At 61.6% G+C, this 20,743-nt stretch carries 16 protein-coding genes and 5 pseudogenes; 12 read left to right on the forward strand and 9 right to left on the reverse strand.

Features of this window, described 5'->3' with window-relative positions:
• Positions 1 to 460: 460 nt before the first annotated feature.
• The 3 genes and pseudogenes from AC01FP_RS00820 to AC01FP_RS00830 form a co-directional block, all read left to right on the forward strand.
• Positions 461 to 739 carry a site-specific integrase gene (locus tag AC01FP_RS00820; RefSeq protein WP_474476924.1) on the forward strand — a complete coding sequence of 93 codons (279 nt, stop codon included), beginning with the start codon at positions 461 to 463 and terminating at the stop codon, positions 737 to 739.
• 24 nt (positions 740 to 763) lie between these two features.
• Positions 764 to 1,441 (forward strand): tyrosine-type recombinase/integrase, encoded by a 678-nt coding sequence (locus AC01FP_RS00825; RefSeq protein ID WP_474476927.1) that lies wholly within the window; start codon positions 764 to 766, stop codon positions 1,439 to 1,441.
• Positions 1,332 to 1,640: pseudogene (locus tag AC01FP_RS00830) on the forward strand (transposase zinc-binding domain-containing protein); the annotation flags it as partial. The gene AC01FP_RS00825 and the pseudogene AC01FP_RS00830, both read left to right, overlap by 110 nt.
• Before the next feature lie 251 nt (positions 1,641 to 1,891).
• Here AC01FP_RS00830 and AC01FP_RS00835 read toward each other — a convergent pair.
• The 3 genes and pseudogenes from AC01FP_RS00835 to AC01FP_RS00845 all read right to left on the reverse strand — a co-directional run.
• The gene (locus AC01FP_RS00835; protein WP_474476930.1) at positions 1,892 to 2,386 is read right to left on the reverse strand and encodes a type II toxin-antitoxin system HipA family toxin; all 495 of its coding nucleotides are present in this window, start codon (positions 2,384 to 2,386) and stop codon (positions 1,892 to 1,894) included.
• Between the two features lie 16 nt (positions 2,387 to 2,402).
• Positions 2,403 to 3,158 (reverse strand): annotated as a pseudogene (locus tag AC01FP_RS00840) (type II toxin-antitoxin system HipA family toxin); the annotation flags it as partial.
• A pseudogene (locus AC01FP_RS00845) lies at positions 3,155 to 3,454 on the reverse strand (helix-turn-helix domain-containing protein); the annotation flags it as partial. The pseudogenes AC01FP_RS00840 and AC01FP_RS00845, both read right to left, overlap by 4 nt.
• A gap of 256 nt (positions 3,455 to 3,710) precedes the next feature.
• Here AC01FP_RS00845 and hsdR point away from each other — a divergent pair.
• Positions 3,711 to 5,758, forward strand: a pseudogene (gene hsdR / locus AC01FP_RS00850) (EcoAI/FtnUII family type I restriction enzme subunit R); the annotation flags it as partial.
• 136 nt (positions 5,759 to 5,894) lie between these two features.
• On the opposite strand, the gene AC01FP_RS00855 reads toward hsdR, so the two are convergent.
• Positions 5,895 to 6,437 carry a DUF1643 domain-containing protein gene (locus AC01FP_RS00855; protein WP_474476933.1) on the reverse strand — a complete coding sequence of 181 codons (543 nt, stop codon included), beginning with the start codon at positions 6,435 to 6,437 and terminating at the stop codon, positions 5,895 to 5,897.
• 157 nt (positions 6,438 to 6,594) lie between these two features.
• Here AC01FP_RS00855 and AC01FP_RS00860 point away from each other — a divergent pair, with 157 nt between their 5' ends.
• From AC01FP_RS00860 to AC01FP_RS00870, 3 genes are all read left to right on the forward strand, one after another.
• On the forward strand, positions 6,595 to 9,123 hold the full coding sequence (locus tag AC01FP_RS00860) for a ligase-associated DNA damage response DEXH box helicase (RefSeq protein ID WP_474476935.1): 2,529 nt from the start codon (positions 6,595 to 6,597) through the stop codon (positions 9,121 to 9,123).
• Positions 9,124 to 9,143: 20 nt separating this feature from the next.
• Positions 9,144 to 11,150 carry a CHASE domain-containing protein gene (locus tag AC01FP_RS00865; protein WP_474476938.1) on the forward strand — a complete coding sequence of 669 codons (2,007 nt, stop codon included), beginning with the start codon at positions 9,144 to 9,146 and terminating at the stop codon, positions 11,148 to 11,150.
• A gap of 183 nt (positions 11,151 to 11,333) precedes the next feature.
• Positions 11,334 to 11,948 (forward strand): glutathione S-transferase family protein, encoded by a 615-nt coding sequence (locus tag AC01FP_RS00870; protein ID WP_474476941.1) that lies wholly within the window; start codon positions 11,334 to 11,336, stop codon positions 11,946 to 11,948.
• 1 nt (position 11,949) lies between these two features.
• Here AC01FP_RS00870 and AC01FP_RS00875 read toward each other — a convergent pair whose 3' ends face one another.
• Positions 11,950 to 12,606, reverse strand: coding sequence for a pentapeptide repeat-containing protein (locus AC01FP_RS00875; protein ID WP_474476944.1), 657 nt, complete (start codon positions 12,604 to 12,606; stop codon positions 11,950 to 11,952).
• Entirely contained in the window at positions 12,606 to 12,911 is a 306-nt protein-coding gene (locus tag AC01FP_RS00880; protein WP_474476947.1) for an ArsR/SmtB family transcription factor, read from the reverse strand. Before AC01FP_RS00880 ends, AC01FP_RS00875 begins: the two co-directional genes overlap by 1 nt.
• Positions 12,912 to 13,128: 217 nt before the next feature.
• On the opposite strand from AC01FP_RS00880, the gene acsF reads away from it, so the two are divergent.
• Together acsF and AC01FP_RS00890 are read left to right on the forward strand one after the other, a co-directional pair.
• Positions 13,129 to 14,148, forward strand: coding sequence for a magnesium-protoporphyrin IX monomethyl ester (oxidative) cyclase (gene acsF, locus AC01FP_RS00885; RefSeq protein WP_474477185.1), 1,020 nt, complete (start codon positions 13,129 to 13,131; stop codon positions 14,146 to 14,148).
• A 65-nt stretch (positions 14,149 to 14,213) separates the two neighbouring features.
• Positions 14,214 to 14,909 (forward strand): long-chain fatty aldehyde decarbonylase, encoded by a 696-nt coding sequence (locus AC01FP_RS00890; RefSeq protein ID WP_474476950.1) that lies wholly within the window; start codon positions 14,214 to 14,216, stop codon positions 14,907 to 14,909.
• Here AC01FP_RS00890 and AC01FP_RS00895 read toward each other — a convergent pair.
• Positions 14,902 to 15,258, reverse strand: coding sequence for a hypothetical protein (locus tag AC01FP_RS00895; protein ID WP_474476953.1), 357 nt, complete (start codon positions 15,256 to 15,258; stop codon positions 14,902 to 14,904). The two genes, AC01FP_RS00890 and AC01FP_RS00895, sit on opposite strands and share 8 nt — an antisense overlap.
• A gap of 96 nt (positions 15,259 to 15,354) precedes the next feature.
• On the opposite strand from AC01FP_RS00895, the gene AC01FP_RS00900 reads away from it, so the two are divergent.
• Complete coding sequence (locus AC01FP_RS00900; RefSeq protein WP_474476955.1) at positions 15,355 to 16,017, forward strand: biliverdin-producing heme oxygenase; 663 nt, start codon at positions 15,355 to 15,357, stop codon at positions 16,015 to 16,017.
• Positions 16,018 to 16,060: 43 nt separating this feature from the next.
• Positions 16,061 to 17,419, forward strand: a complete 1,359-nt coding sequence (gene hemN, locus AC01FP_RS00905; RefSeq protein WP_474476958.1) for an oxygen-independent coproporphyrinogen III oxidase — start codon at positions 16,061 to 16,063, stop codon at positions 17,417 to 17,419.
• A gap of 795 nt (positions 17,420 to 18,214) precedes the next feature.
• Here hemN and AC01FP_RS00910 read toward each other — a convergent pair.
• Positions 18,215 to 19,507: pseudogene (locus tag AC01FP_RS00910) on the reverse strand (sigma 54-interacting transcriptional regulator); the annotation flags it as partial.
• Positions 19,508 to 19,547: 40 nt separating this feature from the next.
• On the opposite strand from AC01FP_RS00910, the gene pdeM reads away from it, so the two are divergent.
• Positions 19,548 to 20,249: a ligase-associated DNA damage response endonuclease PdeM gene (pdeM, locus tag AC01FP_RS00915; protein ID WP_474476961.1), complete on the forward strand. Its 702-nt coding sequence runs from the start codon at positions 19,548 to 19,550 to the stop codon at positions 20,247 to 20,249.
• An 18-nt stretch (positions 20,250 to 20,267) separates the two neighbouring features.
• Here the strand turns inward: pdeM and AC01FP_RS00920 are convergent, their stop codons facing one another.
• On the reverse strand, positions 20,268 to 20,705 hold the full coding sequence (locus tag AC01FP_RS00920) for a CBS domain-containing protein (protein ID WP_474477188.1): 438 nt from the start codon (positions 20,703 to 20,705) through the stop codon (positions 20,268 to 20,270).
• Between the last annotated feature and the right edge of the window lie 38 nt (positions 20,706 to 20,743).

Here is a 20,743-nt window from a genome sequence, read left to right on the forward strand (position 1 = left end):
CCGTTACATCAGCACAGCAACCGCAGACGAGGAGATCGACTTGCAAGCGGTTAACTCTGAGCTGGGTTCACTGGAGCAGGCTATTGCTGATGCACGGGATAAGCATAATTCCTTCCTCAGGGAACTGGGGCTACCAGTCTTGCCATGAGCTCTCTTAGACCGCATAACAACCAGATGCAGAAGACGGGAGCCAAGGCTACGTTCAATGCGCAGATGTATGCCCGCTTCTGATCTGGCGCGTTGAACTAAGCCGCTACGCGGCAGATTGCAACAGCTAATTATAGCTCAGTTCCTGTCAGAGGTAGGCATTGCATCGTCTGTCGCTACGACCAGCCCATAACGGCTGAGTGCAGCGATTGGCTGGGCCTCAATGCCGCTCAGCCAGGAGAGAAAGACACTGAGGAATGCACATCCATCGATGTGCAGCGTTCCTTCATCTTTTCTTCCGGAGGCATGACCCATGGATCCTGCTGAACAAGCCAGGCTCGATACTCTCTTAGTTGCAATGACGCAGGCCATGAAGTTACATGGCCTGCGCGACAAGACAATCGATAGTTATAGACGCACGCTCTTTCGCGTCGCTGGACACTTTGGCCGCTGCCCAGATGACCTCAAGCCTGACGAGTTGAAAGAGTACTTCTCTACCATGCTGGAGCAATACTCATGGAGCACGATCAAGGTCGACCTCTCAAGTCTGCAGTTCTTCCACCGCTATGTGTTGGAACGCGAGATGGAATGAATCAAGATTATCCGTCCCCCGCGCGTGCGCACTCTACCTGATATTCCCACCAGGGAAGAAGTACAGCTATTAATCAACACGGTACGCAAGTTGCGCTACCGAATCTTTTTGCTCGTGGTCTACAGCCTGGGGTTGCGGATCAGTGAGTGCCTGGCTCTGGAGGTGGCCGACATCGATGGCAGCCTGCGGCGGGTGCACATCCGTGATGGCAAGGGCGGCAAGGATCGCTACGTTCCCCTGCCGGCAGTGACCCTGCAGGCGATGCGCCGCTTCTGGAGCAGCCACCGCCATCCCCGGCTGCTGTTTCCCTCCCCGGCCGGTCACCAGTTCATCGTGCGCATCGCCAGTGCACCGATGGATGCCAGTGGCGTGCAGGCAGCACTAAGGGCAGCACGACTGGACTGTGGCATCCAGAAAAAACTGACGCTCCACAGCCTGCGCCATGCCTACGCCACCCACCTACTGGAGCAGGGGATGGACCTGAGGCTGATCCAGTCACTGCTCGGCCACAGCAACAGCAACACCACGGCCCGCTATGCCCACATCACCCAGGTGGTGCGCGATCACTGCTGTGATGGTGCTCCTTTCCGAGTTGGTCGAACACCACCAAGGCGAACTGGAGCGCCTGCATGGCCCCCAGCTCCTACCAAGCCACCACCAGGCACTGCAAGCCATGCGGCGCTGCCGCCGCCAGGGCAGTGACCTGATGGTGCTGCACTGCACAGATTGCAGCCACAGCGTCAAGGTTCCCCATTCCTGTGGTCATCGCAGTTGCCCCCACTGCCAGCACACGGGCAGCCAGCGCTGGATCGAGCGGCAGCAGGCCAAACTGCTGACTGTGGAGTATTTCCTAATCACCTTCACGGTGCCAGCCGAGCTGCGGGCTCTGTTCTGGAGCCAGTACCACGAGGCTGATCTGCATCGCGATCAACTGCCATCGCAGTTCCGCGTCGCCTCGAAGAGTTTCACGCCTGAGACTTCATGACATGCATCTTGCCAAGGTACCGAAGAACAAGATACGAACATGAAGGCAGAGCGATGCGCGAGCATGCTTTGCCAATACCTGACACCCTCAGTCGGCTCGCCCAACAAGCCAGTGCGGACGGACTGGCCTTTGGCCAACCGCTTACCGGCCGGCGCTCGGCTGACGCGTCAGGCTGCAAAGCCTGACCTGTACTCCGCATGCGCAGAGAACGCGCTGCCGGTGAGTTCGATATCGCTACGCGCGATGCCGGCCTTCTTTGCCGCGAGCTTCCATCCATCGATGGCACTCACAACATCCTCAACGATCTGCCCTCCGCGTTGTTCATCCAGCCCATAGAACAGCGCGGTGGATAGCACCGTTGTGAGACTCGGCCGGTTGTCCGAGTCGTCGATGTTGAGGACGTGTTCTGCCTTATCGACGTTGGGGTTCACGTCGAATGCAGGTGCGAGACGCCAGCCGGTATCGGCCAGCACAAATCCGTGGTTGCGCAGATGGTCGTCGCGATTGCCGATCGCCACATTGAATGCGACGCGGCGGAACAACTGCTCCAGGTCGGCACTCGTATGCGCACCATCGCCTCGCGTCCGAAGGAGCTGGGCCAGTTCCAGATAGCTTGTGCCCTCGCTCTGTTCCTTGCGTAGCAAGGAACAGAGCGAGGGCACAGAAGCGCCGCGTCCCCTTGGCGCGGTCGAAGCGCTGCACGCAGAACGTATGGAACTCGTTGCTCAACCGCACGACCTTGGCTTTTGACACGTCCACGCCGGCTTTCTGCGCCAAGCCGTGCAAGACGTGTTCCCAGGCGCCGACGTCCCGGTCGTCGTTTCGCGCCGGGAACTTGCCGATCCAGAGCGAACCGTCTGCGTCCGTAAAGTTGGCTTTTGGGCGTGCACCACCCAAGGACGCGCCCGGTGCAACCAGCACTGCTAACCACTTGCGCAGCGCGTCCAGGTCATCGATGCGCCGGTTGCTGAGCTGATACGCGACCGCCTCCAGTTCCCGCAGCGTGGTGACGGGCGGTGCGGCCATCTTCTCGTTGCCCAAGAACTCCTGCGTTCCGACCCCCCGAAAGCGCAGGCCGCCTTGGCGGGTGAAGTCCTGGACTCCGAGCAGGAAGTCCCACGTGTACAGCGTCCGCGGAGGGCGTTTCTCGTCCTTGGCTTGCAGGGCCTCGCGACGCTTCATCAATGTCTGGCCCCAACGGTCCGGCGATGAGTCCAGAAAGATGCCGAAGTTGCCCAACTCGGGCTTGGGAAAGAACGGTGCTTTGTCCAGCGACAGGTCCGGGTCGATCGCGAATGCGCGTGCGTCCCTTAGCCACGCTTGTTCGTATTGGAAGCGGATCTGCCCACGGTCATGCGCCAGGGTGCCGACCCGGCATGGCGGCCCCAGGTCCCATTCGAGCCAGACCTCTAGGGCGTTGTCCTGGCCGCTCATGGTGAGTTCTCCGTGCCGTTCGCGCGGCCGCTAGGAGCCTTGGGTGCATCGGCGGAGGCTTGTCTGCGCCGCGCCTGTGACGCGGGCGGTTTGAAGACTAGGTCTTGCAACCTGCGGCCCACCTTGTCGTCTGCCGCCAAAGCATTGAAGTCGGCTTCAAGCCCGAGGACCGCCATCACGCGCAGGTAAGTGCCCAAGGTGGCTCCCGGGTCGCCCGCCTCCACTTTGTAGAGCGACGTTCTGGAGATGCCGGCCCTCTGCGCCACGACGGCGTTGCTCAACTTGCGCCGCAGCGTGCGAGCCTCAGCCGCTCGCCCAACTGGGAAAGCAGCCTTTGCTCCTGCGGGAAGACGACCGGGGGCTTGCTTGGCATTTTGCCATTATGGACATTCTTTTAAACAAATGTCCATAATGGCGGACTTCTTGCATGGAAGAGGCTGTGCGAAGACAAATTTCTCGCAGTTCCTGTCCCGCGAGAACGCGCAGATGGCCGCCTTTCTGCGGCGCTGCCTGGAGGTGGGCGATCGGGGCCGCACGATTGAGCAGATCCGCGACGGCAAGGGCATCTACGTCATCGAGAGGGAAACGGGCGAGGAGGGGGAGGCCGAAGCCTTCCCCACGCCCCAGGAGCTGTGGCAGCGCACCTTCGCCGAAGAGAACGCCTGGCGTGATCGTTTCGCCGCCATCCCCTACCCCGACAAGGGCGGCAGCTGGCAGATCCGCTTCTACCAGGAGATCGCCGTGAAGCGGGTGCTGGAGGCAATCACCTCCGGCCAGAACCGCATCCTGTTGACACTGGCCACCGGCACCGGCAAAACCTCGATCGCCTTCCAGATCCTCTGGAAGCTGTTTGCCGCCCGCTGAAGCTCAGTGGCGAGCCCACGCGCCGGCCCCGCATTCAGTTTCTGGCCGACCGCAACAACCTCGCCGATCAGGCCTTCAACGACTTCACCGCCTTTGCCGCCTTCGAGGAGAACGCCCTGGCGCGGATCGAACCCGATGACCTGCGCAAAAAGGGTCGGGTGCCCACCAACGCCAGCGTCTTCCAAACCTTCATGAGCGGCCCGCCGGTGGACGGCAAGCCCTCCCCCTGGTTTGGCCAGTACCCGGCCGATTTCTTCGACTTCATCGTGATCGATGAATGCCACCGTGGCGGAGCCAACAACGAATCCACTTGGCGCGGCATCCTCGAGTACTTCGCCCCTGCCGTGCAGCTGGGCCTCACCGCCACCCCCCGCCGCGCCGGCAACACCGACACCTACGCCTACGCCTACTTCGGCGATCCGGTGTTCACTTACTCCCTCAAAGAGGGCATCAACGACGGCTTCCTCACACCCTTCCGCGTCAAGCAGATCACCACCACTCTCGATGAATACGTCTACACGCCCGATGACACGGTGGTGGAAGGTGAGATCGAAGCCGGCAAGCTCTACAAGGAAGCCGACTTCAACAAAATCATCGAGATCAAACAGCGCGAACAGCAGCGGGTGGAGATCTTTCTGGGCCAGATCGATCAACGCCAGAAAACCCTGGTGTTCTGTGCCACCCAGGACCATGCCCTGGCGATCCGTGACCTGATCAACAAGCTCAAGACCAGCACCGATCCCAACTACTGCTAGCGGATCACCGCCAACGACGGTGAACTGGGCAACACCTGGCTGCGGGCCTTCCAGGACAACGAAAAGACGATCCCCACCATCCTCACCACCTGGCAAAAACTCTCCACGGGGGTCGATGCCCGCAACCTGCGCAACATCGTGCTGCTGCGGCCGGTGAACTCGATGATCGAGTTCAAGCAGATCATCGGCCGTGGCACTCGCCTGTTCGACGGCAAGGAGTACTTCACCATCTACGACTTCGTGAAGGCCCACCACCACTTCAGTGATCCTGAGTGGGATGGCGAACCCCAGGAGCCCGAACCCCTTGGCCCCGGGCAAGCTCTTCCCCCACCTGAACCACCGGAACCCAATGACCCCGACGGGGATGACGACACCAGCGGCCAGGCCCGACGCCAAAAGGCCCGCATCAAGCTGGGCGACGGCAAGGAACGCTCCATCCAGCACATGATGGTGACCAGCTTCTGGCACCCAGACGGCACACCGATGAGTTCCCAGCAGTTCCTGGAACTGCTCTATGGAAAACTACCGGACTTCGTGAAAGACGAAGCCGAGCTGCGGGAACTCTGGAGTTTCCCAGACACTCGCCGCAAGCTGCTGCAGGGCCTCGAGGAGCAGGGGTTTGGTGCAGCCCAGCTGGCCGAGATGCAGATGATCATCAATGCCGCGAACAATGATCTTTTCGACGTGCTGGCCCATGTGGCCTATGCCCTGCAGCCCATCCCCCGTGAGGAGCGCGCTGCGCATGCACGCCTTTACATCCATTCCAAATGCACGAGCAAGCAGCAGCTCTTCCTAAATTTTGTTCTCCAGCACTACGTGACGCTGGGTGTGCAAGAGCTGGCTCTGGAAAAGCTCACGCCATTGCTGCAGCTCCGCTACCAGAACTCCATCGCTGATGCCGTCGCCGATCTGGGCAGACCAGAAGACATCGGCCAGCTCTTTTCAGGCTTCCAGAGGTATCTCTATGAGGCATCTGCCTGATTCCTGCTTCGTTCTTTAAGGCCTGTAACCGCGAAAAGAAAGTGCCTAACAATCCATTGCACCTGACCCGCCACCTAAGACTTGCTGGCACACCCTCCAGCTCATGGCGGGCAGGTGATCGAGAGCGTTCAACAGATCACACGTGCGGCCGCCAAAACGGTTCCGGCTTGGAATCCGCTCGTAAGTACAATGGATGCTTCGGACGGCCCTGTTTTGTTGTCCCAAGGCTCATAACCAACTTACCGATCATTTGGCAAACCACGACTTCACGTGTTGGCTCGCAGTGGGCACCCCAACACGCGACGATTGCATTAACTTCGCTTCCATAATGCCTTAATAATTGATCATTTTTTGGTCCAACTGGATCCGCTGCCGCTTTCATATCACTAGGATCAGTCGCACGGAAGGCATACGCATTAAGCATATACATTCCGTCGAATCCCCACTTTCTTGCAAAATTTTTGCAGCGTCGAATAGTTGGGTCATCAATTGATTCATCTGCGGCCGATGGATTCAAGCCAACGAATGCGACCATATCGCAACTTAATCCTAAATTCCATCGGCGCCACAATGCGTATCGCCATGTCCGACAATCCGAAAAGATGGCACCGCTAGCCTTATCATCGTAATAGTCAAACAAATTATTTCCCCAAAGCCCCACCTGCCTGTTTTCAAACACTACTACCTACATATTACGAATTCGGAAAATTAAAGTGTTGGCTGTCAGCAAACCTTCCTTTAATCTCCTTGCACACGCACGCCAGTTAGTGGGTAGCAGTCACTGGCATGGCAGCGCATCACCGCCCCCTTGGTGATTAAGTTTCTACTCTGCACGGGTGATCGCGGTGGGCCAGGCCAGGCGATCGGATCTCTCCAGCACGCTGCTGGCCCCAATCGAAGCCTGGTTCAGCCAGCAGGGCTGGACGCCGATGCCGTTCCAGCGGCAAGCCTGGAATGCCTACCTGGCGGGCGGCAGCGGCCTGATTCAGGTGCCCACCGGCTCCGGCAAAACCTATGCCGCCGTGATGGGTCCGATCGCTGAGCTTCTAGCCGCTCCAGGCCCAGGTTTGCGCCTGCTCTATCTCACCCCCCTGCGGGCCCTGAGTCGCGACCTCGCCCTCGCTATCCAGGCGCCGATCGAGGCGATGGGCTGGCCGCTGCGGCTGGGAATCCGCAATGGCGACACCTCCAGCTACGAGCGCGGTAAGCAACTGCGCACCCCTCCCCAGATCCTGATCACCACCCCCGAATCCCTCAGCCTGCTGCTCGCTAATCCGAAGGCCACCGAGCTGGTTGCCGCCTTGCAGGCGGTGGTGCTGGATGAGTGGCACGAGCTGATGGGCAGCAAGCGCGGCAGCCAAACCGAGCTGTGCCTCAGCTGGCTGCGTCAGCAGCGGCCCGGCCTGCGCACCTGGGCGATCAGCGCCACGATCGGCAACCTAAAAGAAGCCGCCAGCGCCGCCCTGGGAGTGGGCTCCGGAGAGCCACAGATCATCACCGCCAACGTCTCCCGGCCCACGGCGATCCGCAGCCTGCTGCCCGAGTCGATCGATGGTTTCCCCTGGGCAGGTCACCTGGGCCTGCGCATGTACGAGGAGCTGGTGGCAGCCCTCAACCCGGCAGTTTCCACCCTGCTGTTCACCAACACCCGCAACCAGGCCGAGCGCTGGCACCAGTGCCTCCGCTACGCCTGCCCGGAGATGGAAGGCGCCCTGGCTCTGCACCACAGCGCTATCGATCGGGCCGAACGAGAGGCGATTGAGGCCGGTGTCAAAAGCGGGGCCCTTCGCTGGGTGGTGGCCACCAGCTCCCTCGATCTGGGCGTCGACTTCCAGCCGGTGGAGAGCGTGGTGCAGATCGGCTCAGCCAAAAACCTGGCGCGGCTGCTGCAGCGTGCCGGCCGCAGCGCCCACAACCCCGGCGGCACCTCCCAGGTGCTGTTCATGCCCACCCATGCCCTGGAGCTCCTCGAGCTCAGCGCCCTGCGGCGGGGCCTGGCCGCGGGGCTAGTGGAGGAGCGCCACCCGCCGCACGCCCCGCTCGATGTGCTGCTGCAGCATCTCACCAGCCTGGCCTGCGGCCCCGGCTTCCAAGCCGAAAGCGAGCTGGCGGCAGTCCGCAGCGCCTGGAGCTACCGCCAGCTCAGCGACGACGACTGGCAGTGGTGCCTGCGTTTCCTCGAGCACGGCGGCGACTGCCTCGGCGCCTATCCCCGCTACCGCAAGCTCGAGCGCGAGCCCCTTACCGCCGGCACTACCGAGCCCTTTCTCTACCGGATCAAAGAAAAGACCATCGCCCGGCTGCACAGGCTCAACATCGGCACAATCACCGCCGACCGCGCCGTCACCGTGCGCTTCGTGCGCGGCGCCGTGCTCGGTCATGTGGAGGAAGCCTTCATCGGCCGGCTCAAAGCCGGGGATGTGTTCTTTTTTGCCGGTCGCCAGCTCGAATTCGTGCGGCTGCGGGAGATGACCGCCCAGGTAAAGGCCACCACCAAAAAAAGCTCCACCGTGCCCGCCTGGTCCGGTGGCCAGATGGCTCTCTCCGATCTGCTCAGCCAGCACCTGCGCGCCGAAGTCGACCGCTGTGCCCGCGCTCTAGCGGGAGAGGCAAGCCTCGACAGCCCAGAACTGCAGGCGCTCGAGCCCCTGCTGCAGCGCCAGGCCCAGCTCTCGCGCCTGCCGAAACAGGATGACTTGCTGGTGGAGGTGTGCCGCAGCCGGGAGGGCAGCCATCTTTACGCCTATCCCTTTGAGGGCCGCTTCGTGCATGAAGGACTTGGCTTTCTCTGGGCCTGGCGCCTGGCCCGCCAGCAGCCCAGCACGATCACCGTTTCGGTAAACGACTACGGCTTCGAGTTACTGGCCCCCAAGGGCTACCCGTTTGAGGAGCTATTCGATCTCCACGGCGATGCCCTGCTGGACAACACCAACCTCGAGGCCGATCTACAGCAGGCCATCAACCTCTCCGAACTCTGCCGCCGCCGCTTCCGGGCCATTGCCCAGATCAGTGGGCTGGTGCTCAACGGCTATCCCGGCCAGGCCAGATCGGGCGGCCAGCTGCAGATCAGCGCCGCCCTGCTATTTGATGTGTTCAGCCAACACGAGCCCCACAATCGCCTGGTGGCGCAGGCCCGATCTGAGGTGCTGCGCGAACAGCTCGACCTGCCCCGAATCACCGGTGCCCTAAAGCGATTGCAGCGTTGCACGCTGCAACTCGAATGCACCCCCAGGCCCGGCCCCCTGGCCTTTCCCCTGCTGGCGGAGCGCCTCAACAACCGCATGAGCAATGAATCACTTCTGCAGCGACTTGAGCGCTTACGGCAGGAAGCCGAACGGGTCGAGACAGACCTTTCTAGGGTTTGATATTCATCAGGATTGGCTAAGTGCGGGTACAACCCCGAATCCTGATTGAGCAGCTCCTGCGCTTTGGCCGGCGACAGCGGCCCGTGGCCCTGCTGCCTGTGCTGGTGCTGGCCGGGGGCCTGATTCTCACCGCAGCCGTCTGCGAACAAACCCGCCGCTTCGGCGTTCAGAAGCACCTCCGCATTGAAACCACCCTGCTCGACAACGTCGTGGATGCCCTGCGCGGCAAGCTCGACGTCAACATCGCCTTGCTCGCCGCCGTGGTGGGGCTATTCAACGCCTCCAGCGGGGTGGATCGCCAACAATTCAGCACCTTTTTCGATACCGTTTCGCTCAACACAACCCACCTAAAGGGCGTGCAGGGGGTCGGCTTTGCCCGCTGGCTCCCGGCCGTTCAGCTCCAGGCCTATGAGGCTCGCATCCGCAGCGAAGGCTTTCCCACCTTCACTGTGCGGCCCCCCGGCCCCCGGGCAAACTTCAGCGCCATCGAATTTCTAGAGCCCTTCGACTGGCGCAACCAACGGGCCTTCGGCTTCGACATGTTCAGCGAGCCGGTGCGGCGGCAGGCCATGCAACGCGCCTGGCGCACCGGCAATGCCAGCCTCACGGGCAAGGTGCGACTGATGCAGGAAACCCAGGAAGACCTCCAAGGAGGAGTGCTGATTTATCTGCCGATCTTTGCCGACCAAGGGCTAGTGCGGGGGATCAATCAACAAGAGCTACTGGGTTGGGCCTATTCCCCCCTACGCATCAACGATGTGGTGAACAGCGCCATCAGCGGCATCGACAACACCGATCTAGCTGGAGCTGGCGTGCTCGTGTTCGATGGTGACCAACCCGACGCCAGTCGCCTCCTCTTCGACAACCTCAGGTTGCAGAGCCGCAACGAGCTGCGCCATCCCAGCTACGAGACCATCGCAATGGCCGGGCGCACCTGGCTGGTGGGCGTTCAGCTCGCGCCCCGACTGGTGGGAGCGAACGGTATCGACTCCGCCTACTGGATGAATCTGGTCGTGGGTTTGGCCAGCAGCCTGATAGCGGCCCTGCTCACCCGGATTCTCGTCAGCAACCATCTCGCCACCCGCGAAGCTCTGGCGATCAGCGAGGCGGCCGCCCAAGAGCGGGCCCTGGCCAGCACGGTGTTTGAAGAGAGCGGCCAAGGGATTCTGGTCAGCAATCCCGAAGGCCGGATCTTGATGGCCAACAACGCCTTTACCCAGCTCACCGGCTACCGCCTCTCAGAAATCAAGGGGCAACGCACCAACCTGCTCAAATCCGGGCGGCACGAAAACGCTTTCTACCAGCGGATGTGGGATGAATTGATTCACAAGGGCTTCTGGGAAGGCGACATCTGGAACCGGGTGCGCAGCGGTGAAATCCGCTGCCATCACCTCAGCATTTCCACCGTGCGCGACGACAGACTCGAGCCTCAGTACTACGTGGGAATGCTGCAGGACGTGACCGAGCGGCAACAGGCTGAACAGGCCGTGCGCTTCATGGCCCAGCACGACACCCTGACCGGATTGGCCAACCGCTCGATGCTGATGGAGCAGCTGGAGCGACACCTCTCCCTGGCAAAACGCCACGGCCATGCAGTCGCCCTGCTTTACCTCGACCTTGACGGCTTCAAACCTGTTAATGATCGTTTTGGTCACAACGTGGGCGACCGGGTGTTGCAGCTAGTTGCCGATCGCTTCCGCAGCGTGATCCGCGAAGGCGACCTGCTCTGCCGCCAGGGGGGCGATGAATTCGTTGTGCTGGTGCCAGAGGCTGGCAGCACCGAGGAACTTGAAAGCATGGCCTGGAAGCTGGTGGTAGCAAGTCGCGCTCCATACCTCGAAGTGGACCCCTCCATTGCGATTTCAGCCAGCGTGGGCATAGCCCGCTACCCGGAACACGGCTACACGAGCGAGCAGTTGCTGGCAGCAGCTGACAACGCCATGTACGCAGCCAAGCGGGCCCAAACCAATCCGGTGCAGGTGTGCCTTGGCTCCCAGCGCTATCTCAAGCCTGCTCCAGACGCTTGACGATCACAGCCATCAGTGCAAAAGAACCAGCCAGAGCAATCAATAGGGCGATGGTCATGGCAGAAGCATCTACAGATCCACATGTTATCTCTGCTCAAGGGGAATCCAGGAGGCGTTGATCCCCATACCCCGCCGCCGGCGTTTGGCGCCTGGCAACCCCTGAACCAGTAACCACACCATTCCATGACCCTGAAGCTTTACGGCGGCGCCCGCAGCCGCGCCTCAATGCCCCGGTGGTATCTGGAGGAGAAGGGGATTGCCTACGACTGGATTCAGCTCGACATGGAGGCAAGCGAGCACAAGCAGGAAGCCTTTTGTGCCATCAACCCCTTCGCCAAGGTGCCAGCCCTGGTTGATGAAACACTGGGCGCGCCGGGCGGCAAACCGCTGCAGCTGTTTGAAAGCGGCGCCATCCTGCTGCATCTAGCCGACCACCACGCCAACGAATTCACTGGCACCACGGCTGAGGTGGCGGCCCAGAGGGCCCTGGCAAACCAGTGGATCTTGTTTGCCAATGCCACCCTGGCGGTGGCGCTGTTTGTGCCTACCAACCGGGAGCGGGAATTCCCGAAGTTGATGGAGGTGCTCGATGGGCTGCTGGCAGACGGCCGCTCGCTGCTGGCAGGGCCTTGGGGAGATCCAGCCTGGAGCGTTGCCGACTGCGCCGTAAATGCCTACCTGGCCTACCTGCCGATCTTCTTCCCCCAGATCGACCTAACTCCCTACCCCAACGTGCAGGCCACGATCACCGCCACCCAGGCCCGACCGGCCTACCGACGCGGCATGGGCAGGGCCTGAATCAAGAACCCTGGCCTGGCGCTAGTAGCGCCCCAACCAAGCAGGCGCCCTCCAGGTCGGCTCCCTGCAGCTGGGTATCGCGCAGGTCGCAACCACTTAGATCCGCCTGGCGCAGATTGCAGCTGCGCAGGTTGGCTCCATAGATGCAGCTGCCCTGCAGATTGGCGCCCTGCAGGTTGGCGCCCTCCAACAGGGCAAAACTGAGGTCAGCCTCCGCGAAATCAGCATGGCCAAGATCCGTGAGTTGATCGAGTCCTGAGCGGAAGTCGGCTTCAACCAACCTCGCTTGTTTCCAGCTGCTGCCAGCAGCCACAACGCCGCGTAGACAGCAGCGGTGCATCACGGCCCGATCAAAGTTCGATTCCTGGAGGCGACAGCCAGAAAGGTCGGCTTCGTGCCAAAAGGATCCCTGGGCTTGCATGGCGGAGAGATCCGCTCCCCACAGCAACGCCTGCTGAAAGCAGCAGCGTTGCACCTGCGCCCCCCGAAGACGGGCATGGCCGAAACGTGCTTCCTTAAAACAACTGCCTTCCAAATTGCAATCAGAGAGGTCGAGATCGAGACCGTCAACGCCACCGAGACGCAGACCCTGGAGATTGCGCTCGCCGGCCTCCAAGGCCGCACTCAGGTATTGGCGGCTGGTCTGCTCTTCTGCCATCAGAGAAAGGCAGCAAGGGCATCTAGTTGCTGGCGGCGAAAAGCAAGCAACAACTTTTCAGCCTGAGCAATCAGCTTGAAGACGCCCATATCGACTACCTCGTAGTAGACGAGGGCCCCCTCTGGTTGGCGCTGCACCACACCGGCGATGGTAAGCAGCTTGAGATGTTTCGAAACCAGCGCCTGGCTCAGGCCGGTGCTGTCCACAACGGCAGTCACGTTGAGGGGGCCCGCCCGCAGGGCATGGAGTACGGCAAGCCGATTCGGCTCCGAAAATACCTTGAAATAGTCAGCCAGGTGCTCCACCGCCAAGCTCCACTGCAATTTGATTGGATCACTCTAGAGCATCAAACGCATAGCAGCTACTCTAGAAACACATTTCCGTGATATCCTGATAGCCGTACAGCCTGCGAACTGCCACTGAATCGCTAGGTATCTCCCGCCTGGACTTAATCACCTGGACTTGATCACCTAGGCAGCGGGCCGACGCCCTCGCCCTCTGCACTGCCGAATCCCTATTCCCATCTCTCCCATGGCAAGCACAGCACCAGCCCCACACCTGCGGGAAAACATGCTCGCCCCGCGCTTCTACACCACAGATGTCGCCAGGGCCGCCCGTACAGACCTGGGGCAGCAACGGCCAGCCTTCGACGCCATGCTCGCCGAGATGGAGGCCGACTACAACCGCGATCACTTCGATCGCAAGGTCCCCATGGGCCGCATGTGCAGCCTGAATCCAACCGAGAAGGACGCCTACGAGAGCTACCTGGTGCGCTCCTGCGTGTCAGAGTTTTCAGGATTTTTATTGTTCAAGGAGCTTTCTCGCCAGCTGATGAAGGCTCAGCGAACAGACCTTGGCCGCCTATTTAATCTGATGGCCAGAGACGAGGCCAGGCACGCTGGATTTCTGAACAGAGCCCTTGTGGCCGAGGGGATTGAGATCGATCTACCTTCACTCAGCAGCAAGAGGCCCGTGACTTGGTTTCCACTGAACTGGGTTCTTTATTCCGTATTTCTATCTGAAAAGATTGGCTATTGGCGTTATATTTTAATTGATCGCCACCTCAAGGCCAATCCAGGGCATTCTTTCGCGCCCCTATTCGACTTCTTTGAACCATGGTGTCAGGACGAAAACCGCCACGGCGACATTTTTAACCTGCTGATCCGCTGCTGGCCAGGGATAACTAGTGGCATTAGAGGCAGACTGCTAAGTCGCTTTTTTCTCTGGAGTGTTTTTCTAACACACAGCCTCACGGTCTGTGAGCGGGGCAACTTCTACCAGCTGCTTGGCATGGATCCGGAACATTTTGACGATGAGGTCATCCGCCAGACCAACCGCTCAGCGCGTCGTGCCTTTCCCGTGGTATTCAAGCTGGAGGCTAGCTATTTCGGCCTGCGTAATCAACTGGTTGAGACCTTTCACCAGCTGAAAGCCAGTGAAACAAACCTCATGGGGCAGCTGGCCCTCAAGGCACGCTTTGGCTTCCTGCTACTTCAGCAATTGATGCAACCGATGGAGCTTTCAAATGAGCTCTCTAAATGACTGCCCTAAACGACTTCTCTGAATAAATTTACCTAATCAAATTTGCGATAGACACTATGAAAATTATGAATAATCATTCCATTCCCGACATCACCAACCCCGTCTACCGCGATGCCTACAGCCGCATCAACGGCATGGTGGTGGTGGGTGAAAATCTCGCTGGTCGCCATTTCCGACTGCTTGCCCGCGCCATTCCAAATGATCAGCAGGAACTGGAGCGACTAGCCGCCATGGAAGGGCGCCACGCCAGCGACTTCATGGGCTGCGGTCGCAACCTTGGAATCAAGCCCGATCTAGGCCTGGCACGGCGCCTGTTCGCCCCGCTGCACGAGCTGTTCCTGAGGTGCAACCAGCAGGGCGACCTGCCGGGTTGCCTGGTGATTCAGGGCTTGATTGTGGAGTGTTTTGCCCTTTCGGCTTACCACGCCTACCTGCCCGTGGCCGACACCTATGCCCAGCCCATCACCGCCGCTGTAATCAGCGATGAAGGTGAGCATCTGGGCTACGCGGAGCGCTGGTTGCATGCCCACTTCAGCGCAGCGCAGACATCCGCCGGCACGGTCAGCCGCAAAGCTTTGCCGATCACTCTGGCCATCCTGCAGACCCTGGCCAAGGACCTCAAGGCCATCGGCATGGACCCGCACGAGGTGCTCGCAAATTTCAGCGAGCTCTTTCTTCAAGCCCTGAAAGCCAGCGGCTTTGATCAAACAGCAGCCAGACGCATCGTTACCGGAGGCCTGGCTGCTGCTGCAACTAGCTGATCCAGGCCAGGTCAGCGAGGGGCGCGGGGGAGGGGAGATCAATCGCTTCGCCCATCAGCCAGGCACTGCTGAGCTGCATGGGCCGTAAATCGCCACCCAACCGCAACTGCAGCCAGACAGCGACGCTGGGATCGAGGATGGCAATCGCCTCCGAACCCAGCATGGAGCAGAAGCTCGGCGGGCAGTACCAGAGGCCCGCCTCGCCTATTCCCTGATGACGGCGTCGCTCGAGCATCAGTTCGCGCAGCTGGCCATCCCCACTGAGCGCTGGGAACGGAGCCACTAGCAACTGCAGCTGGAGTAGGTCCGTCGGCGGCGGGCCCGGCTGGGGCTCAAAGGGTATGGCCATGGGAAACGTTGCAACGTTTTAGGAATCACGGAACAGTGTAACAACGGTAGTGGCATATCATTGATCCAGTTTACGCCGCCCGTCCGGGCAGGTCCGATGCTCTCCTCTCCTTCCCTGTCCACCACCTCCCAGCAGGGCCAAACCCTTGGACCTCGGGTGCGCAAACTGCACGCCCATATCGGCAAGGCCCACCATCAGGCGGAAGGGATGGAGTTTTCTAGGGCTCTACTGGAAGGGAGAGCCAAGCCGCTGCAGCTGGCAGGTCTGCTGAGGGCGCTGCTCCCGGCCTACACCCTGCTTGAGCAGGAGGCCCCCGACCTAGCCACCGCCCTTGGCGCAACGAACATTCCTTGGTCAGATCTGGCCCGCAGGCACGCCCTAGAGCACGACCTGGAACAGCTCGCCGTGTTGCCAGCAACACCGGAATCAGCGGCAGCAGCCAGCTGGCTGGCGCAGGTCAAGTTGCTGGCTCGCCAGGCACCCCACCGGCTGATGGCACACGTTTATGTGCGTTATGGCGGCGATCTCTCCGGCGGACAGCAACTTGGGGGCCAAGCCAACATCATTCTGGGCCGCCATGGCTTGCCAGCACTGAAATTCTGGTCATTTGAGCAAGAGATCCCTGCCCTGAAAATAGCCCTGCATGACGGTTTTGAGCAGATGGATCTATCGGAGGCTGAAGAGGAGGAGTTGCTGGATGAAGCCGTAGCGGCTTTCAAGCTCACCCAGAAACTGCTAGCCGAACTCGCCGAGATCTAAGGCGGCAACGCATCCCAGCCCCCCAACCCAACCCCTCACTCCCATGCCCGCCATCGCCACTGCGCTCAGCCCGATCGAGCTGCTGCACAAGTACAACAAGCCCGTTCCCCGATATACCAGCTATCCCACCGCAGCAGCGTTTGAGATCGGAATTGGAGCAGGGGATCTCAGCCGGCAACTTGCCCAACCAACCAGCGCACCCCTTTCGCTCTACGTGCATGTGCCCTTCTGCCGCCATGCCTGCTGGTATTGCGGCTGCAACCGGGTGACAACCCAACTCGGCTCCAAGGTGGTGGAGCCATACTTGGCCTCATTGGGGATTGAGCTGGAGCTCCTCAGGGCAGTCATGCCACAACGACGTCGGGTCGCCCAACTGCACTGGGGGGGCGGTACCCCCAACTACCTCAATCAGCAAGAATCTGCCCGGCTCTGGGGATTACTGGAGCAGCACTTCGATCTCGAGCCCAACCTCGATGCTTCCATCGAGGTTAATCCTGAATTCCTCAGTCGCGAGGAGGTGCTGCATCTGCGGGGCCTGGGATTTAACCGCATCAGCTTTGGCATTCAGGACGCCAATCCAGAGGTGCAGAAGGCTGTGAATCGAATCGTGCCAGCGGAGCAGTTGCTCCGGGTGATGGGCTGGCTACGGGAGGCGGATTTCTACAGCGTGAATGTGGATCTGATCTGCGGCCTGCCGCTCCAGACACCGGAGCGCTTCCGCCAGACCCTGGCGCTGGTGCAGCAGTTGCGCCCTGATCGCATCTCCCTGTTCTCCTTTGCCTACCTGCCGGAGCAGTTGCCACTGCAACGCAAAATTGCCGCCAGCGATCTACCCAACCAGGGCGACCGCTTGATGATGCTCGAAGACGCCCAGCAGCTGCTCTGCGGTGCTGGCTACGAGGCTGTTGGCATGGATCACTACGCCCTCGCCGGCGACAGCCTGGCAGAGGCCGCCCGAGCTGGGCTGCTGCATCGAAACTTTCAGGGGTACACAACCGGTGGGGAGCTGGAGCTGCTGGGGGTGGGGCCCACCGCCATCAGCCAATTCCCGCACCTATTCACCCAGAACGAACGGGATCTCAAGGCCTACACCCGGGCCCTTGAAGAGGGTCGCCTGCCCGTGGAGCGCGGCTTGGTTGTGAAGGATGCGGAGACGCTGGACCGGCGCGAATTGATCCGTCAGGTGATGTGCGAATTTGCAGCGACCCTTGAGCTTGATCGCTTCAGTAGGGAGTGGCAAGAACTGCAGGAGCTGGCCAAAGATGGGTTGGTGAAACTGGAAACCAGCGGTCGGCTTGGCTTGGTCACAGTCACCACCTCGGGCCGCTGGCTGATCCGCACCATCGCCGCAGTCTTCGACCCGCAACAGCAACAGCGCGCTTCTGGATCCCGCCTGGTTTAAGCCGTCACCAACCAGCGGCCAGCCGCCGCCAGCACCAGGGCCAGAGCCAATCCGCCCCAACGGCTCCAGCCGGCTGGCTGAAAACGGGGAATCAACATGGCCGTGCCCGCCACTCCCACCAGCACGGCCGCGCTCTGGCAAAAAGCGATCACATGGGTGTCGGCACTCCAGCGGGGCAGATCCGGCCAGCCAAAGCTCACCGGCAACAACAGCCCCGCCTCCTGGAGCCCCAGGGGCAGGTACCGGGCCAGCAGCAGCGCCCAGAGCAAGGGCAGCAGCAGGTGCAGGGGAGCTGGTGGACAGACCCAGCAGGCGGCGCAATGCAAGCCAGCCAAGGGACGGCAACGCCAGCGCCAGCATCCCGATGGCAAAGCGCGCCAGCAACGGACCGGCCTGCAGACTCTCGGGCGCCAGTGGCAACCAGCCCACCAGCCGCTGCCAATGATGCAGGCTGATACCGCCAGCCAGCACAAGGATCAGGCCCGCTTCTCCAGCGGGTGGATCCATATCCCGCTGCAGATCGGCAGCCGGTGGCCTTAAGCGCAGCTGCACCGAACGATGGGGGCAGGCGGCGGCACAGGTGAAGCAGAGTACGCAGTTGCGGTTGTCGGTGAGGTGGGCTGGATGGGTGCCGAGGGGACAGCCGGAGGTAGCAAGTCCCTCTCCCACCGCAGGCCCTCCCTTGAAGCAGCCGTAGCTGCTGCAGCTGCCACTGCAGGTGCCCGATTGGGCCCGCAATTCAGTCATGGCGAGCTTGGCAAAAAGGCCATTCATGCCGCCCACTGGGCAGAGAAAACGGCACCAGAAACGCTTCTCGAAGAGCAAGGAGCCCAGCACCGCACCAGCGGTGATCCCCAGCAGCAAGCAACTGCTGAGCCAGGCGGTGTTCTCCAGATTTGCCAGCTCCTCCCAGAGCAGGATCCCAGCGAAGCCGGCAGCCAGCACGGGCGCGCCCCACTGGTCCAATTCACCGCGCGGCCAGGGCCTGGGCTGCCAACCCAGCCGCCGGGCCAGCCCCTGGGTGATCTCTCCCCAAACCATGAAGGGACACACCGCACACCAGAATCGACCCACCAGGGGGTACGACAGCAATATCAGGGGCCACCACCACGCCCAGAACAGGTTGAGAGCGCCGTTGTGCTCCCGAGACTGCGGCCCCAGCCACAGCCATAGGTTCACGGCCACAAACAACCAGCTCACCAGCCCAAATTTGAGGCCAGCCCAAAGCGAGGGCTGACGCAACAGCTGACGCAGGGGTGGGCGCCAACGCCAGAGATCAAATCTCAGCCGTTGCGGACGATTGGCTGTCCAGAACACATCCTCAGGCAGCAGCACCCCTTGGGGGCTCTTTTTGTCGCTGCCCTGCAGCCGCACCTGTTCCATGGCCCGAGCGATCAAGCCATCCAGCTCGCGCAAGTTGTTGGGAAAGTCGTAGTTCTGGAGTCGCCTCACCACCGCATCACTGACCTGCGGCAGCACCTCCCAACCGGCGCTACGGGCCTGCTGGCGCAGTCCATAGCGCAACCATTCGCCCAGGTCCTGGCGCCGCACCCGCAACGGTGGCACCCGGATCAGATCGCAGACCTGATCAAAAGCAGGCAGGGCGGCCTCGGCGGTGAAAAACACCCTGCCACCGAAATGGCGCGGTCTGCTGCCCTCCCCCGGACAGCACCAGCGCCCTGTGCGAGCCAGCTCCAGCAAGCTCAGCTGCAGGGACGGCTGCACCTGGTCGAGCTTGTCGATCAGCAGCGCGCCATTGCCGAGGCACTCCAGCAAAGACCCGTCGCCATCACTGCCTGGCTGGCCGAACAAATTGGCGCCATCAGCCCGCAACGTAGCTCCATCGAGACGCACCAGCCACTGCCGGCGCGCGGCAGAGCCGAAATGAATCAGGGCCGCGATGTTGTCCTTTTCCAGCCCCGGCTCGCCGCTGACCAACACGGCGTGCCCAGCGGGGTCAGCGGCAGCCTGGCGGATCTGCTCGCGCAGGCGCTGGGCATAGCGACTGCTGCCCACCACACCACGCCGCACCCGCCCCAGCAAGTACGGGGCCAGGGTCAACAGGGTGGCGGAAGGATCCTTAGGCATCAACGCTACCGATGATGGCTCGTACACGCTCCCACGTCCGATGCGCCCAGGGCATGGTGTGAACGCAGACCGAAGCGCTGCTGCAGCAAGCGTCAGCTTTAAATGGCGGGGCCAGCCGCTGCAGCTGCTTGGCGCCAAGGCGGCGTGGGACCCCAAGCGCCGGGCCTTGTTAGTGGCGGATTTGCATCTGGGCAAGGCGGAAACCTTCCAAACCCACGGCATTCCCCTGCCCAGCGATGGCGACGGCGAGACCCTCAATGGGCTCCTGGCATTGGCCCATCAGCTGGTGCCCCAGCAGGTGATGGTGCTGGGAGACCTGATCCATAGCCGCTTAGGGATCACCGGCGAACTCCGCGCCAAGCTGGCGGCCCTACCGGAGCTGCTGGGCTGCCAACTGCGCCTGATCGGCGGCAACCACGAGCAGGGCAGCTGGATCGAGGGGCTGCCGCAAGAGCCCTCCCAAGCCCTTGGCCCCTGGTGGCTGAGCCACATTCCAGAGCCGCGGGCGGGCCTGCTGAATATTTGCGGCCACCTCCATCCAGTGGCGGTGGTGGGCAGGGGTGCCGATCGGCTGCGGCTGCCCTGCTTCAGCTACTGCGAAACCAGTGAGCGCCTAGCCCTACCCGCCTACGGCAGCTTGACCGGAGGCCATCCCTGCTCCCCAGGTGAACGGATCTGGCTGGTGGCAGAGGGTGCCATCGTTGCTTGGCCTCAGGGCTCAAGGCGGCTAGCTCGGCCCTGATCGGCTGATACTCCTGCCTTATCCCGCTGCCGCCAGGGCCCGCACCACATCGCCGCGGGTCAATACGCCCACGGGCCGGCCAGCCTGATCGAGCACAAACAACCGCTGGGTACTGCGCTCATGCAGCAGGCCCGCGGCTGCCGGCAGAGGCAGCTCGGCGCTGCAGCTATGGGGGTGTTGGCTCATTACCTCACCCACGGTGCTGCCGAGCACCTGGTGCACCTCCTTGTCCCAGTTGAGAGGGTTGCGCAGGTAGATCACCGCATCCAGCAGCATCACATAGGGGCCGGGCTGGAAGCCGCTCTCGCGCACCATCAGGTCCTGTTCGCTGAGCTCGCCCACCAGGGCGCCACTGCCATCAACCACCGGCAAAGCGCTGATGTGGTGCTCGCTCATCAGCTTCACGGCCTCCTGCAGGGGGCTGTCTGCCGTGACGCTCAACACCGGCGCAGACATCACGGCGGAAACCAGCTGTTGCACCACGGGCCAAACAA

The sequence above is a fragment of the Cyanobium sp. NIVA-CYA 375 genome (assembly GCF_056108345.1).

Bases quoted from the DNA above. Each gene is read 5' to 3' on its own strand.
- AC01FP_RS00820 (WP_474476924.1), top strand. From the start codon at position 461: ATGGATCCTGCTGAACAAGCCAGGCTCGATACTCTCTTAGTTGCAATG.
- AC01FP_RS00870 (WP_474476941.1), top strand. From the start codon at position 11,334: ATGACCCTGAAGCTTTACGGCGGCGCCCGCAGCCGCGCCTCAATGCCC.
- AC01FP_RS00875 (WP_474476944.1), bottom strand. From the start codon at position 12,606: ATGGCAGAAGAGCAGACCAGCCGCCAATACCTGAGTGCGGCCTTGGAG.
- AC01FP_RS00890 (WP_474476950.1), top strand. From the start codon at position 14,214: ATGAATAATCATTCCATTCCCGACATCACCAACCCCGTCTACCGCGAT.
- AC01FP_RS00895 (WP_474476953.1), bottom strand. From the start codon at position 15,258: ATGGCCATACCCTTTGAGCCCCAGCCGGGCCCGCCGCCGACGGACCTA.
- AC01FP_RS00900 (WP_474476955.1), top strand. From the start codon at position 15,355: ATGCTCTCCTCTCCTTCCCTGTCCACCACCTCCCAGCAGGGCCAAACC.
- hemN (WP_474476958.1), top strand. From the start codon at position 16,061: ATGCCCGCCATCGCCACTGCGCTCAGCCCGATCGAGCTGCTGCACAAG.
- pdeM (WP_474476961.1), top strand. From the start codon at position 19,548: ATGCGCCCAGGGCATGGTGTGAACGCAGACCGAAGCGCTGCTGCAGCA.
- AC01FP_RS00920 (WP_474477188.1), bottom strand. From the start codon at position 20,705: ATGTCTGCGCCGGTGTTGAGCGTCACGGCAGACAGCCCCCTGCAGGAG.